At 49.0% G+C, this 15,625-nt stretch carries 13 protein-coding genes; 11 read left to right on the plus strand and 2 right to left on the minus strand.

The annotated features are described in order from the left end of the window. Positions 1-209 precede the first annotated feature (209 nt). The 7 genes from BJP58_RS25505 (at position 210) to BJP58_RS25525 (ending at position 7,972) form a co-directional block, all read left to right on the plus strand. Positions 210-3,545, plus strand: a complete 3,336-nt coding sequence (locus BJP58_RS25505; RefSeq protein ID WP_194541104.1) for an S-layer homology domain-containing protein — start codon at positions 210-212, stop codon at positions 3,543-3,545. Positions 3,546-3,720: 175 nt separating this feature from the next. Then, a complete protein-coding gene (locus BJP58_RS25510; protein WP_194541105.1) occupies positions 3,721-5,799 on the plus strand; it encodes an ATP-binding protein in 2,079 nt (692 codons plus the stop codon). 445 nt (positions 5,800-6,244) lie between these two features. Further along, a complete protein-coding gene (locus tag BJP58_RS33760) occupies positions 6,245-6,484 on the plus strand; it encodes a hypothetical protein (RefSeq protein ID WP_233354759.1) in 240 nt (79 codons plus the stop codon). Further along, positions 6,466-6,918, plus strand: a complete 453-nt coding sequence (locus BJP58_RS33765) for a hypothetical protein (RefSeq protein WP_233354760.1) — start codon at positions 6,466-6,468, stop codon at positions 6,916-6,918. The genes BJP58_RS33760 and BJP58_RS33765 overlap by 19 nt, the downstream gene beginning before the upstream one ends. A 12-nt stretch (positions 6,919-6,930) precedes the next feature. Further along, complete coding sequence (locus BJP58_RS25520) at positions 6,931-7,467, plus strand: hypothetical protein (RefSeq protein WP_194541106.1); 537 nt, start codon at positions 6,931-6,933, stop codon at positions 7,465-7,467. A 44-nt stretch (positions 7,468-7,511) separates the two neighbouring features. Beyond that, a complete protein-coding gene (locus BJP58_RS34290; protein ID WP_442953940.1) occupies positions 7,512-7,616 on the plus strand; it encodes a polymorphic toxin type 30 domain-containing protein in 105 nt (34 codons plus the stop codon). A gap of 20 nt (positions 7,617-7,636) precedes the next feature. Continuing rightward, positions 7,637-7,972 carry a hypothetical protein gene (locus BJP58_RS25525; RefSeq protein WP_194541107.1) on the plus strand — a complete coding sequence of 112 codons (336 nt, stop codon included), beginning with the start codon at positions 7,637-7,639 and terminating at the stop codon, positions 7,970-7,972. 176 nt (positions 7,973-8,148) lie between these two features. Here BJP58_RS25525 and BJP58_RS25530 read toward each other — a convergent pair whose 3' ends face one another. Together BJP58_RS25530 and BJP58_RS25535 are read right to left on the minus strand one after the other, a co-directional pair. Continuing rightward, the gene (locus BJP58_RS25530; RefSeq protein ID WP_194541108.1) at positions 8,149-9,228 is read right to left on the minus strand and encodes a substrate-binding domain-containing protein; all 1,080 of its coding nucleotides are present in this window, start codon (positions 9,226-9,228) and stop codon (positions 8,149-8,151) included. Positions 9,229-9,778: 550 nt separating this feature from the next. Then, a complete protein-coding gene (locus BJP58_RS25535) occupies positions 9,779-10,720 on the minus strand; it encodes an MTP-1 family protein (RefSeq protein WP_194541109.1) in 942 nt (313 codons plus the stop codon). 153 nt (positions 10,721-10,873) lie between these two features. On the opposite strand from BJP58_RS25535, the gene BJP58_RS25540 reads away from it, so the two are divergent. The 4 genes from BJP58_RS25540 (at position 10,874) to BJP58_RS25555 (ending at position 15,552) form a co-directional block, all read left to right on the plus strand. Next, complete coding sequence (locus BJP58_RS25540) at positions 10,874-11,722, plus strand: helix-turn-helix domain-containing protein (RefSeq protein ID WP_194541110.1); 849 nt, start codon at positions 10,874-10,876, stop codon at positions 11,720-11,722. Between the two features lie 274 nt (positions 11,723-11,996). Then, positions 11,997-12,911, plus strand: coding sequence for an ABC transporter permease (locus BJP58_RS25545; RefSeq protein WP_194541111.1), 915 nt, complete (start codon positions 11,997-11,999; stop codon positions 12,909-12,911). Between the two features lie 11 nt (positions 12,912-12,922). Further along, a complete protein-coding gene (locus BJP58_RS25550) occupies positions 12,923-13,819 on the plus strand; it encodes a carbohydrate ABC transporter permease (protein WP_194541112.1) in 897 nt (298 codons plus the stop codon). 110 nt (positions 13,820-13,929) lie between these two features. Further along, entirely contained in the window at positions 13,930-15,552 is a 1,623-nt protein-coding gene (locus tag BJP58_RS25555) for an ABC transporter substrate-binding protein (RefSeq protein WP_194541113.1), read from the plus strand. The last annotated feature ends 73 nt before the right edge of the window (positions 15,553-15,625 follow it).

Consider the following 15,625-nt stretch of genomic DNA (forward strand, 5'->3'; position numbering starts at 1 on the left):
AATCTTAGCCGAGCGAAAACTCAGGGCCGCTCCCTGTATTCGCTCGGTTTTTTCGTTATGACTGCTTTCCTATGAACTTGAAACAAAATTGAGACAGTCTTTATTCCATTGTTATATTACACTTAATTGAAGATGTTGAATTTTATCAGATCACGACGTGTTTCTATGACTCATCGATGACTGTACTGATGCAAAGGAGAAACCTGTTTATGAAAAAAATGTCCATCGTGCTGGCAGTAACGCTCATTTTTTCGATGGTGCTTGCTCCCTTGGCTTCCGCTCAGCCCGTGCTCCGGGCTGGAAACGACTCGGTTCCGGCCGAAACGGACGGTTGGGTGTGGGTCGGGACCGCAGAAGAACTGGCTTATATCAATCGGAATCAAGCGTCTTACCTGGATCGGAATATCCGATTGACCGGCGACATCGATATGACCGGATACGATTGGGTACCCATAGCCGATGAAGCGACCGTCTTTAGCGGTATTTTCGACGGAAGGGGACACCGGATCGAAGGTCTCACCATCGATGGAGGAGCTCTACAGTATGTCGGCTTCTTCGGCCGCGTATCGGGGGCCATCCGTAATCTAAGCATTTCCGCACAAGTCAACGGCGGCAGTTATGCCGGCGGATTGGTGGGACACCTGATAGGCGGCAGCATTCTCAACTCGCATTCGCAGGGCACCGTTACGAGTGGCAATACGGTTTCCGTGAGCGTAGCAGGCGGGTTGGCCGGGGCAGCCAATGGCGATTCGACCATTCTTCGCTCATCTTCATCCGCTGCCGTCAAAAGCGGCGATGCCCCCAATCAGTATGCCGGCGGGCTGGTCGGTTCACAGGGATTGGGCAGCATCAATGATTCGTATGCCACCGGAAGGGTCACGAATACGGAGAGAGGTCAATATTTCCATGGGGGCGGATTGGCCGGACAAATGATATACGGAACAATAGCCAATAGTTATTCTACAACTGCAATCATGAAATCCGGAAGCGTCACCTATTACACGGTGGGCGGTTTTATCGGAATCGTGACGCATTCATCCATCGACGCCTCATATTACGATAACACGACATCGGCCCAAACCGCTGGCGTGGGCGTTGGGGATATCATAGGCTCACCTCAACTCACAGGCCTAACCACCAACGAGATGAAGACGGCCTCCAATTATGGCGGCTGGGATTTTGCGAATATGTGGGCCGTCCACACTGGCGTCAATGGGGGCTATCCGTTTCTGCGCCCGGATATTTTAACAATCGATCTGCCGCGGGCGGCCAAGGACGCTCCTTATTCGATGGTGATAGATGCTTTCGACGGCGCAAGTGGGGGCTTGTCATGGAGCGCCTCCGGACTTCCCAGTGGCCTATCGATGACTGCCTCTGGCAGAATCGAAGGCAGCGCTACGGTGAGCGGCGCGTTCCCGGTAACGGTCTCGGCGACCGATGCGGGCCGGAACACCGTCAGCGCGGTATTGACTCTGTACGTGGATGAACCGGCACAGGACATCGACAGGCTTACTATTAGTCCAGGCAGAGCGAACGGTTCGACGAGCGCGACGGCAGTTCCAGGCGATCCTGGGCATACATTCGCTTATCTGCTCGAGAAGGATGCGGGGATGCGTCCTCTGGTGGGTGATGCGCTGCCTGGCGAAGCGGTCTTGTACTCGCTCGGAGCGGACATTGTGGATCCAATCCCGGGTCAATATCTCCAGGTGTTTGAACTGGATGTACAGAAGCGCATTCAGGCATGGAGCAGCGTACAGGTGGAAGCCGCACATATTCGAGACCAAGTCCGCGTGACGGGAGTGACGCTGGATCAGACGGCATTGACCCTTGCGGCAGGAGGTGCTTCACAGAAGCTGACAGCCGTCCTTATGCCCGTGAATGCGTCGAATCAGACGGTAACCTGGAACTCCAGCGATCCGGCCGTCGCTCAGGTGGATCAGAACGGTGAGGTGGCGCCGATTGCAGAAGGTACGGCGGTCGTTACGGTGACGACCGTCGACGGAGGGTTCACGGCCACCGCAGCAGTGACGGTCCAGTCGGTTCCAGTGGACACGGGGACGGTGATCGGCGCAGTCTACGGTACAGGGAATACGCCTCTGGTCGGTGCGGCGGTATCGGTGGGCGGAATCAAGGATATGACCGACGCCGAGGGGAGATTTACAGTGAATAACGTAGCGGCAGGCAGCCATGCACTCACGGTGACAGCAGCGGCGTATAACGATTATACGACAACCGTAAATGTCTTAGCTGGGGGGACAGTTGACGTAGGGCGCATCGATTTGAGAGCTGCCTATACCCCAGAACCGGTACTCCCATCCTATAGCTGGGTTCCGGTTTCTGCCCCATCCCCTGTACCGGACCCAAGAATGGTCGTAACGATCAACGGCAAACAAGTTCGGGTAACCGCCAAAAAAGAGCAGGAGCATGACGGGCGCACCGTTCTGAGACTGATAGCGGACTCCGATCTGGTTCGGTCATGGGTCGTTGGCGGGGAAGATATCGTCATTGACATTGACAATGAGGATCCGGTGGTGAAGGTCGATCTCCCGGCTGAAGCGCTGCAGGTTCTCCTTTCGGCGAAGCCGAGTGCAGCCATTCGGATTGGGGTGAACGGGGCAAGCTACAGCGTTCCGCTGTACGTGCTAAGTGACCTCAAGAACCGAGCGACCGTAACGGTCGTTATTGCGAAAATGGCGGATTCCGCAAGACGCCAGCTGGATGAGGTATTGACTCGTCAAGGCTATGACATGCTGGCGGAGCCGATGAGCTTTGAGCTATACAGCAACGGCGATGTAAGAATCGAAGGGGAAGACACTTACCTCAAGCGGACATTCTTGATTAATGATGCGGCAGGATCCGATCGTTCCACCGTCGTGTGGGTGGATGACGCAGGAAAGCCGCGCTTCGTCCCTTCCATTTTGGAAGGGGAGACAGCGACTTTTTATAGCCCATATAACGGTGTGTACACTGCGGTTCGCTCCAACCGAACTTTCGAGGATATCCAGGGACATTGGGCGCAAAGTAACATCGAGCGGATGGCGAACAAGCTGATCGTGAACGGATCGGCTGACGGCATGTTTGATCCTAACCGTACGGTGACCCGCGCCGAGTTCGTTGCGATGCTCGTACGTGCGCTCGGACTCACCGAGAAACCGCAGCTTTCTTCCTATTCGGACGTTGGGCCGAACGGAATTTGGTATACCGGTGCGATAGGAGCCGCATCCGCGGCTGGCTTGATTGAAGGCTACGCCGACGGTTCGTTCCGACCGGACGCTAGGATCACGAGAGAGCAGGTGGCGGTTATGCTGGCCAGAGCAGCACGATATGCCGGCGAGCTTCCGCCAAAGGACGCTTCGACTTTGGAAAGCTTCTCGGACTATGCCCAGGTATCCGATTGGGCCAAGGGAGCGACTGCCGACCTGTTGGCCGCCGGCATGATCGAAGGCGTCGGGAAGGCTGCGTTCGCACCGCAGGCGTTTGCCACGCGCGCACAAAGCACGGTTCTCTTAAACCGAATGTTGCTCTACTTGAATTTCATGAACTGATTGCAACTGAATAGATGGCGCGCACATTCCAACCGAGAATGTGCGCGTTTTTTTGCGTTTATTCCGTAATGGAGCCTATTCGTAGACTCGAAACATAGTATAGTATAAAAAAATAGCAGGTTTATTAGTTGAAAGATTCAACGGGCGAGAAGCGGATGGAGTGAGGATGTAACGAATGGAGAAGATTGCAAAACATCGCATTATCGGCTTGGATCGGGAAATGATGAGTTTCACGGATTGGCTGACGGATTCCCGGGCGCAGACATCCATTTTTTCAATATCAGGAATTGGCGGCATTGGCAAAACAACGCTGCTGCTGCAAATGGCCCGCACGGCAAGGCAGTCCTCGGTGCGTTCTCTTTGGCTGGACGGGCAAGGAGGTTTAACGACGTCGGGCGCTTTTCTGGCGAGTCTGGAGATGAGTCTTGCAACTGAATACGGCAGAACCAGGGCTCCGGAATCCGCGCTGCTGCCATACATCGTTAACGAGCTTCAGCTGCAGCGAACCGTTTTGTTCATAGACAATGGTGAGGAGATCGAAAAGCTGGAAGGGTGGCTGTTCTCCAGATTTCTTCCTGAGTTGAAGTCCGCCCGCGTGCTGATCGTATGTGCCTCGCGCAATGGACTGCCGCTCAAATGGCAGACGAATCCGGAATGGAAGTCCCGAATGAAAAGGTTCTCTTTGCGGTTGTTTACTCGAGAAGAGGTCTACGATTATTTAGGCGACAGCGGCTTGTCTGCGGAATGGCAAAGGGCTATTGCCGAGAAGACGGAAGGCCATCCGTTGTCGCTTGCCTTGACCGTGGATATGCTGCTTTCCGAGTCTGTAGAGCAGTGGGATGTATGGCGAGAGGTTCCGGCTGTATTGAGCGCCGAATTTTTGCGGGAAGCGGCGTCTCCTGGCGTGTACCGTGCGCTGACGGTTTTGTCGCTTCTGCCTGTTGCCGACGAGAACATGCTGAACCGGTTGTTGGATACACCTTTGGAAGGGGCGGACTATTACCATCTGAGGGCGCTTTCGTTCGTACGGGATACGGTGGATGGGATAACGCTGCACCAGGTCGTTGCTCGAATGTTACGGGATGACTTTACGCGCAGAAACCCCGAACAATTTGAATCGGTTCGCCATCAGGTGTTCGTCCTGCTGGCGGAACGATTCCATTCGGTCGACCAACGCATGCAGATGCACCTGAGCGCCCACATCTTGGAGCTGTACCGTGAGTTTCTGCCCTCGGCGCATGCGTATGCCAATTTCTCGTCAAGCCTGAAACCCGGCGAGCATAAGCCGTTCGAGCAGGAAGATCTCCCGTATTTGCAGCGCTTTTTGAAGGCGTCTATTCGGGGTTCCGACTGGCAGTCCGAACTGGTCGAATCTGCCGATTACCCGGTTTTGCTGGAGGAGATTGCAGCTCATTTTCCTGAAGGAATCTTTATCGTGCGGGACGAAAAAGGGATACCGCTGGCGTTCTGCGCAGGCGTATGGCTGCATGCCTTGAGCTTGCCCTTGTTGGAACGATATGCGCCTGGGTGCAGGGGGATGCTGGAGGAGGAAGTATCTTCGCTGCATCGGCTGCCACCGGAGGCAGCCGATACGATATTTGTGCTGTTATCCGCGGTAAACTCCGAACAATCCTTGTATCGTCCCGAGGAGCTGGGGGCCATGCTGATGCAGCAATGGCTGGTCCACATGACCGGCGGTTTGCGGGGGATTTTGGCGGCGGGGGATCCACAGTTGAATTCCTTATTGTCGATTCTGGGATTCAAAGCGTGCGGGAAAGCGACGGGATATGCGGGCATTGATTTGACGACATGGGAGCTGGATTTTAGGCAAACGAGCTTCGATCAGTGGATTCAGCGGATCATCCGGCAAACGGAGACAGCAGCAGGACAACCGTCACATCAGCGGGAGGATGAGTATCCCCCGGCCATTGATCGAAGCGTAATGAAGCAAATGCTGGAACGGCTGTTTGATCCCGACAAGCTGGAGGAACTCCCTGTCGTTCGGCAATTGGGTTGGGACGGGATGCAGGTGAGGGACATCATTCAAGGGATTCTGGCCGACGGACGTCCGATGGAACCTTTGACGCTGTTGGAGAAGGAAATTCTCATCGCAAGTTATTTGCGCAAGGATCGGAACAAAAGCCAGCTCGCAGCATCCTTCCATATGAGCAGAGCCACCTTTTACCGTCATATGCGTTTGGCCGAAAAACATCTGGCTTTTGTGTTAAGCGATTTGATGAGGTCCGGATTCTGAGCACGCATAGTAAAGGCGTAATTGTTATAGGATCCCATAGCATCTTTACGCAGGTTGTAGCATAGGACTGCAAGTGAAATACGCATCTCTTTAGGAGGTGCGTTTTTTGAGTTCTATATTTCTAGAGATACACATGATACTGCTAAAACGGAGGTTAGCACGATACAAGAAGCATAGCGCTGTGGGGCTTCTGAATCAAAAGGCACGATTCTTCCAGATTGCATACTCCTATGCCATTGATATGAAGGACTCTGGAGAATAAAACGATTGAGCATCTCAGGATTATCGGCCAGGAATTGAAAGGCATTGCCTTTCGGTTTATTTCAGCCGATATGCATGAAGATCTCATGATGCGGCAGCTGCAGCGAGTGGCGCTAATGAGCCCAAAACGTTCTGGGACCATGCGGGGGACTTCTGGCAGGGACTGCAGACCGGTGCGAAGTCCGTGGCAAATTCGGTGAAGGATACGTCGACATCCTTGGTAGAAGACCCGCTTGACACCGCTAAGGATATGGCCTATAACATGACCATTGGGACGATCGAGGAGGCTGCCGAAACGGTGGTCTGGGGAGGCAAAATGATCTTTGATGCCGATACCCAGGTAAATTCGCCGCAGACGTCGAGGCGTCGGGCGGTGCGTTCAATTTTGCCGGACAGCAAGCAGCCATGGCCATCGCAGGCTTGACCACGCGCCGGTTAGGCGTGAAGACTCACCCGAACCTGAAGAATGATTCGGGTGGGGATGGTGGGAAGGTTGAGGGGCCGCCGAGATTTGCAACATCAAGTGGTGATTTAAGTCAAAATTTAGTTGATCATATTCTTAATAGACATTCTGTGAATAGCACAAAGAATCAGCTCCCATTTTTACAAAAGAAAATGTCGGATGATCAAATTAACGAAATGTTAAGTAAAAAATCTTTCTTTAATAAAGAATGGTCGGATAATAAAATTGCTGAAGCTTCTACGTTGGCTATTAACCAATTAAAACAGCAGGGAGTTACCGATGGATTGCATACTGTTACTGTTTTTGGTGAGCCAATTAAAGTATTTATTAGAAATGGAAATGTGGATTTTGTTTATGGAACAAATATGTATAAACTAAGCGATTTATTAGATTAGGGGTGACCGGACATGTTTACTATTTCCTTTAAAGCATATGATAATTTTGATGATATTAAACAAATGTCTGCTCAACAATTTGACCAGACAAAACAAGATATAGAAGGGATCATTGAACTGAATTTTAACGGCAATAAATACGGATTGTTCTTTGATGATTGTCCTTTTGGCGAGGAAAGGCTTATTCGATGGTTTGTTGACTTATTAACGATTGCAAAAAAAATAAAGGAGCATAATTATGTTGCGTATCGAATTCCAGATAGTGCAAACCTATGGCTTGAATTTATTTTGCAGGGAAAAGAGCTAAGTGTAAGCCTAGTAGAGGATGTTGATCGAAAATCAATAATAGATCTATTTATTTATAAACCATACAAGGAATTTACGTATTCACAATGGAAGGGAAGTATAATCAGCACAGTTTCTTTTGTGGAGGAAGTAATAATAAGTTCCAGCAAGCTGCTAAATTTTATAGCTGTATTGAATCCTCAACTATTAAATAGCGAGAATATTCAACTATTAGAAAATAAAGTGCGTGAGCTAAGCTTATAATGAGTGTTTTTCTAGCTAATCACCTCAGTACAAGGAAGTGGACAATGGACTCGAAAGGGAACTTTCATAAAGAGAATGTCCTAAGAGAAAACAGTCCTCATTATGATGAGTCAATTGCTAATGATACGCATATTCCTTTTACACCATAATATTGAATGAGGTGAAAAAAATGGATATAGAAGAACTAAAGGCAACACTCTCTGGATCGAATACCGAGGAAAAAACGGAGATATTAAGCCACCTTTGTGATATTTTCGAATCCTATAACCATTCGATTGATAATTTCATTGATATTGTTACAGTATTACTCCATTTCGGTATTAAAGAAGAGAATTTAGATATGAAGGAAGAAATATTTAATACAGTACTATCCGCAGCAACTTATAAAAACATTGAGGGGATAAATTTCGATATTTTAGCTGACAATCTTGAACGTCTGCCTGAAGAGTGTCTCCATTCCGAAGCAACTTATATATTTGCTTCTTTGCAAGTAAATCTATTATGATCATTAACCCGACAGTAACAAATATTTGAGGCTTATTCCAACTCGATAATGAGTTTGGAATAAGCCTTTTCCATGTTCAATGTATGGAATAAGTGAAACGAGTCGCTAACGGAAGTTATACAAAGAATAGACAGGTTCAACACTTCAGGAAAGCAAGGAATTTTATTTACACTGCATTAACCTTGGACTGGCTTGATCGTGTCACGTATGACCAAGCTTGTAGGCAGCATGACTTTCTTATTCCCGTAAGACGAGCCTTCGGTAATTTCGAACAGCAGCTTGGCGCTTTCATAGCCGAGGACGTCGAAATATTGCTTCACTGTGCTCAAAGCGATCTTGGCGAATTTGGAGCTTTCAAAATCGTCAAAGCCCATTAGGGATACTTGTTCGGGGATACGAATGTCAAGTGCGGTGAGCTGTTCGATTACCTCTAGGGCCCGCTTGTCGTTCGCGCAGAACAGCGCGGTCAGCTCTCCAATTTGGATAAGGCGCGCAAGCGCGGCGTAGTCCAATTCCTTGTCCAGGAACAAGAGCGATTCGGGTATCGGAAGGGACGCATTCGACATGGCGTTGCAATAGCCGTTATATCTGTCAACCTCCGGGCTCAGGTGGTAGTCGTAAGCAGCAAATCCGATTCGGCGATGACCTTGTTTTATCAAGTATTCTACTGCTTCATAAGCTCCGTCGTGGTTGTTACAGGTGACGACGTTGACCGGATAGCCGGAAGGGGAACGATCGAGCATCACGAACGGAATCGCTTTTTTGCGAATTTCCCCGAGATAGCCCTTCGCAGCTTCGGGATTAGAGGAATAGATGAGTATTCCTCTTAGTTCCGTTTGAATCAGTTCCAGAACAAGCTCTCGTTCCTGTTCGAAGTCGTTCTCCACGAATTCGATGATCAGCTTGCAACCATGCTTGCCCAGAAAGGACTGTATGCCCCTCATGATCTGCATATACGAACTATCGTAAAGGTCGACGCCGGAAATGACGAAGGCCACCAGATTTGAGGTCTTTTCCGAGACGGCTGATTGGTTGGCTACAAAGCTTCCCTTACCTCTGACGCGGTAGATCACGCCCTCGTTCACTAGCTCCGACAGCGCTTTACGGACAGTGATAGAGCTGACATCCAGCAGCTTGGAAAATTCCGACTCGCTAGGAATCCGGTCGTCCTTTGTAAATTCCTGATTCTCGATCTGGGATAAGACATAGTCTTTCACCATCTGGTACTTTGGCAGAGCCACGTCCTTCTTGCTCAAGTAGGTTCACCTCGTATTAACATTTCCTCCAATTATAGCGCACATCGGTTTAAAAAGTATACGTACTTGGGCTGCATTTCAGAAAAAGATTATGTCGAATAGGTGGGTGGTTTTCGGGAATAAAGCAGAAAAGGGAGGAAAACCATATAAAAGATTTGAATTTCGTGAAGGTCTGTATTACTATGGGGTCAAATAAAGTATGTGTTTTCATTCGCTTATCATAATAACTTCGAGATGGAACACTTTGCAAAATGAATGGCACTATATTACACCGTAAACAGACATAGAAAAGAGCCGCTGGGGAATCCAGCAGCTCGATGCTTGGAATTTCATCTAGTACAGGTTGTTCAAAAAGCCGTCTTCCAGGACGAAGCAGATCAGGAAGCGGACTCGACATCGAATCTTCAATCAGCCGGGCCTACCGTTGCTCACGTACCCACTACAGCAGATGCTTTCGAAGGCGTTTTCTGCGAAAACGTGTAGCTCCGCTACTCATTCCCTAGCTTCATCCAACCTTCTCGGTTCTGTAAACCGACTTTTTGAACACGCATCATAAGGTTACAATAGCGCCTTCCTTTTCGAACGGGTAGTCGATGACGATACGCGCTGCTCCGGTATCGCCGATGCCGCTGTACAGATTGACCTTGCCGTCGGGACGCATTTCAATGCCGGCGGTGAACGCGCAGTCGGTCAAATGTGCCTTCTTGGCGGGGCCATCCGGATAACAAGGACGGGTGCCGATGATGTTCAAATCCGAAAATTGATTCGTCTGCGGGTCCAGTACGAAAGCCATGTTCATGTAAGTCGATGTATCTCCCTGAGCATAGCAGATATGGCCGATGACGCCGATCTTCCCGCTTTCGAGTAAGTAGGCCTGGTTGCAGCCGCCCCACTCATCCTTGCGGAACAGTCCACTGATATATGGGGCGTTCTTGATGACTTCCGGTGACAGTGCGTCTAGGCTGTCGATGACAGTGAATCCCACTAAGGATTCGCTTCCGAATTGCTTGCGTACTTCTTCGCTGCGTGGTCTTGAGAAGACGCCGATCCTACCGTCTCGGAGCTCTACGAGCCGAATATCCTTCATATAATCCGGACCGGTCGTGAAGTAGTAAAGATCATGAAGATCGCGGCCTTTGTAGAAATAGCCGTAGAAAGTATCAAGCCGCCCCTGTTTGTTACGAACGTGCGTGCCGCCTAGTACGAGCTGTTTGTTGATCACGCTAATATAAGGATCTTCAAGCTGATAAATCATCGTATTCGGGACGGCTGTCCACTCGTCCGGTCCGCTCTCCTCGAACAGGCGAACCCAAGATCTCGCCCACTCATGGCGTTTCTCCACGCGTCCGTATATGTAGCGCCTGCCGTTCCATTCGAACGGAATCGAAGGATTGTAAACATCGAAGCCTTCGACTCCGCGAAAGACAAGCTTGGCGCTTTCATAAATGCGTTTGTTTGCTTCGAATTGCTGACGCTGTTCCAATAAGTTCATTCGTGGCAAATCTCCTTTCAGGCTTTAATAACAACTCTATCCTAATCGAAAGTGCTGCTTTCAATCTTGCTCTATTTTTGAATGCTTTATGGTGTTTTGACATCGGAGGATCGGAGGAACTAGTCAATATACAAATAAGGAGGGATATCGCATATGTTGAAGCTTCTAGCGGCAGACGGCATTGATTCTGAAATTCAGGCTCACTGTCGACTGATCGCTTCGGTGGGCGATACGATAGGCATGCATACGCACGACTTCTTTGAATTGTTTCTTATCCTGAAGGGAAGCGTTGTGCATGTCATTAATGGCAAAAGGCAGCTGCTGCAGGAAAATACACTCGTGTTCATACGGGACCGGGACGTTCATTACTATGAGCAGACGACGGATAGCGATTGCCAATTCATCAATCTGTCGTTCAATCGAGAGGTCCTGGACGACCTGATTGCTTTCTTGGGAGAAGGGTTCCCAAGCGAAAGACTGCTTGATCCGGCTATGCCGCCGTCGACCGTGCTGTCCAAAATGGAGAAGGAATACGTGCGGTACCGGCTGGACCAGCTCAGTCTGATCCCGCAGGAGAAGAAGCTGGCCGTCAAAGCGGAGGTAAGAGCCATCTTGACCGACCTGTTCTCCAGGTACATCAAGGCCGAAGCGGATCCAATAGATCTTACCGGACAGCCGGAATGGTTTAAGGCTCTGTGCAGAGATGCGAAAGAGAAAGAGCACTTCACACGGGGAACGGCTGCGCTTGTTGAGCTGTCGGGCAAATCGCATGCCTACGTATGCAGAATGTTTAGGAAGCATCTCGGGATGTCCCCGACCCAATACATTAATGAATTGAGAATGTCCTATGCCGAGAATTTGCTGCTGAACACGGATATGGAAATCGTGGACATCAGTCTTGAGATCGGACTTGACAACGTCAGCTACTTCTACGACTTATTCAAGCGGAGGCATAATTTAACGCCGTATCGGTATCGCCAATTCGGAGCTATTCAGAGATAGTATGCTAATTTTCGGTGAGATTATAAACTTTTTTATGTATTGACGATAAAAATAGTATGTGTTATTTTCTACTTAGCATAATAACTTGTGAGACATCATGATGATCATATCTATAGGGGACGGTAGAGAAAGCAAATGTGTTTTCGACGAACGTTAGGATATAGTCTGGGGGTGAAAATGAATGCGCTTACATATGTAGCTAGGCTCATGCTTCCTCGAGCCATAGCACCAACAGAATCCGATCACAACATGTTAACAGTCAGGAGGTGTTCATTTGAAAACAACCAATAACAGGCTGGTGGCCAGAATCGTCAAGCACCGCTATCTCTACCTTATGGTGCTTCCCGGCTTTCTGACGCTGTTAATCTTTCACTATTTTCCGATGTACGGAATATTAATCGCTTTCAAAGATTTCAACGCATCCAAGGGGATTTGGGGAAGTGAGTGGGTAGGGGTAAAGTACTTCACTTCTTTTTTTAACGATCCGATGGCGTTCAGGGTATTAAAGAATACTTTGCTTCTCGGTTTGTATACTTTATTTTGGTCATTTCCGGCACCGATTATATTAGCACTGTTGTTTAATGAATTGAAAAACAAGGGCTTTAAGAAGCTTGTGCAGACGGTTTCTTATTTCCCGCATTTTATATCGGTCGTCATTGTTGCGGGGATGCTTAAGGAATTTACGGCGAGAGACGGTTTGTTTAACCATATTGTCGGCTTCTTCGGCGGAGACCCGATCATGTTTCTTCTCGAGCCTGACTATTTCCGGACCATCTTCATCTCTTCCGGCATATGGCAGGGCGTCGGGTTCGGCACGATCATCTACCTTGCTGCATTAAGCGGAATAGATCCTACGCTGTATGACGTAGCCGAGGTAGACGGCGCAGGCCGATGGAAGAAGGTTTTGCACATTACATGGCCGTCACTCAAACCGACCACCATAATTTTGCTGATTTTCGCCGTGGGGGGAATCCTCGGAAGCGATTTCCAGAAGATTATTCTGCTTTATTCGCCTGAGACTTACGAAGTAGCGGATGTCATCGGATCCTATGTTTATCGGCAAGGTATACTGGGCGCGCAATACGAGTACACGACGGCCATCGGATTATTCATGTCGGTTATTTCCTTTACGATCCTTTACTTGACCAATTGGTTAAGCCGGAAAGTATCAGATACGAGTTTGTTCTAGGTGGTGGAGTGTTGAAAAAGGCTAGCTTGGGTTCCAGAGCTTTCGATGTATTCAATGTTGTTATCATGCTATTCATCCTGATTGTCGTGCTGTATCCGATTCTGAACATTATCGCGACATCGCTAAGCGGCACGCGTTACATCTCTTCCGGGAGCGTAACCATTTGGCCCAAGGGATTTAATCTGGAAGCGTACACGACGGTATTTCAGGATCCGTACATTTTTAAAGGGTATCTAAACTCGATCATTTATGCGACCGGCTCTACGGGCATCATGCTGCTGTTTACGGCATTGATGGCTTATCCACTCACGATCCCGGGATTTGCGGGCAAGAAATTTCTTACCCTTTTCCTCATGATTACGATGTTTTTCGGCGGCGGTTTAATCCCGACCTATCTGCTTATGCGCGGTCTGAACCTGTTGGATACGGTCTGGGTCATGATTCTCCCCGGCGCGATCAGTGCTTATAATGTGTTTCTATTTCGGACCTTCTTTCTGAATATTCCTTCTGAACTGAAAGACTCCGCCTATATCGATGGAGCGAGTGATTTGGTGGTTCTTTTCAAGATCATACTGCCGTTGTCGAAAGCGCTTTTTGCAACCTTTGCTCTATTCGGTCTGGTTGGAAGCTGGAACAGTTGGTTCGAGGCTTTGATTTATCTGCGAGATCAGGATAAGTATCCGTTACAGATGGTGCTCCGAAACTACCTGTTTACCTTGGATACGACTGCGATTCAAGGACGAGTAGGCGGCGGATCCGTTGCCATCAATGCCCCGGGGGAAATGCTTGATCCGAAGGCGGTACGAATGAGCGTCATTATTATTACCATGTTTCCGATCATGTGTATTTACCCGATCTTCCAGAAGCATTTCACCAAAGGGATATTCGTCGGCTCCATCAAAGGCTAAAGCAGCGGAGCGGCGGTGCAAGCAAGCTGAGTGTGCAGTCATTGATGACAGTTAATGAATAGCAGATTTGAAGAAGAAGCGGTTAATTGTGCAAATTAGGGGGAAATGGAATGAACAAATTGGCAAAGAAGCTTGTCCTCGGATTGTCCCTACTGATGGTTTTTTCCGGATGTTCGAATAATTCCAAAAATACGGATACCCATGAAGAGAATCAAGAAGTCATGCGCTTTTCGGTCACGCTGCCTGCGAACGGTGTGGATAATCCGAACAGTCTGGTAGGCAAGGAATGGCATAAACGCATGGAAGCTTATATGGGCAAGAAGGTGGAAATTGAATATAACTATATTCCGTCTTCCGAATATGACGAGAAGGTCAAACTTATGATCGCAAGCGACGATCTGACAGATTTCTTCGTGACGCCTTTATTCTATGATACGACCGAAATGGCCGAACAAGGCCAGCTTCTCGAGTTAGGCCAGTATAAAGATTTGATGCCGAACTATATGAACTACATTGGCAAGGTAAAAAACGGGATGAAGCGGGTTACGGATGCCGACGGCAACATGTTCACCTTTAAAGAAACCTCCACGCCTAGATTCCCCGAGGATCGCGGCATGCTCATCCAGAATACGTCTGCCTACCGCTATGACGTGTTCGAGGCCAATAACATCAAAATTCCGGAAACACTCGATGAATTTTATGGGGCTGCCAAAAAACTTAAAGAGCTATACCCCGACAAATATCCCGTTGCGACAAAGTGGAACAGCTTGAGATCGTTGTTCTCCGCGAACCATATCCGGGATGAAATTTTCTGGGACGGCGAGAAATACGTATACGGGGTTCTGGAAGAAGGGTATAAAGATGCGCTGCAGTTTGCGAATAAGCTCTACGCGGAGAAGCTGTTAGATCCGGAGTACACGATTGATACAGACGATACGTTGAAAAGAAAAGCGTTGAACGGCGACAATCTCATGTGGCTGACGCAGTGGTTTACGACGCCAGCCGAGTATACGAGAACAGCGGGCGACGGCAAGATATTCGCAGTTTCGCTGTATCCCGACAATCCGAAGTACGGAAAGGCCTGGCAGGAGGTTGTAAACGGCAATACGCCTGACTTGGGCTGGGGAGCCTACGGCATAAGCTCAAAAGTGAAAAACCCTGAAGAATTGATCAAATTCATCGATTATCAGTATTCGGATGAGATGATCCAGCTCATCACTTGGGGAATTGAGGGCACGACCTATACGATCGGAGAAGAGGGTGTTCCGACCTTTGTCGACTCGCTGAAAACGGCCAAGGATCCATGGTTGGAGGGCGATAAATACGGCATGCGCGCAAGTCGGAACCATAACCCTGGATTGCAGATGGTGAGCGATGCAAGAGCGTTCGTCGATTTTGCCGCGACAGACTATACGGTATTTAACGGCAAATACGAAGAGGTGCCGATTGAGAAAGCGCAATTCCTGACGAGTCTGCCCATGCCCGAGAACGACTATGTTCCTTCTTGGTTGAGCGAGCCGTCGATTCAACTCACGGGAGATGAAAGCCAGCGGATCTCGGAGATCATGAACCCGATTAAGACGTTCGTTACGGAAGAACAGGCCAAATTCGTAGCAGGCAAGAACAGCTTCGATCATTGGCAGGCATTTATCGATAAGGTCCAAAAAATGGGGAACATTGATGAAGCGCTGAAAATTTATAATGACGCTGCACAAAGAGCTCTAGCCAACTAACAGAGATTGTCCCTCCGTTCCCGACCGCCGCCGGCGGCAGTAAGTCGCAGAGCGATAGGATTAATGATAACGA

Source organism: Paenibacillus sp. JZ16 (assembly GCF_015326965.1).
Classification (GTDB): domain Bacteria; phylum Bacillota; class Bacilli; order Paenibacillales; family Paenibacillaceae; genus Paenibacillus_AQ.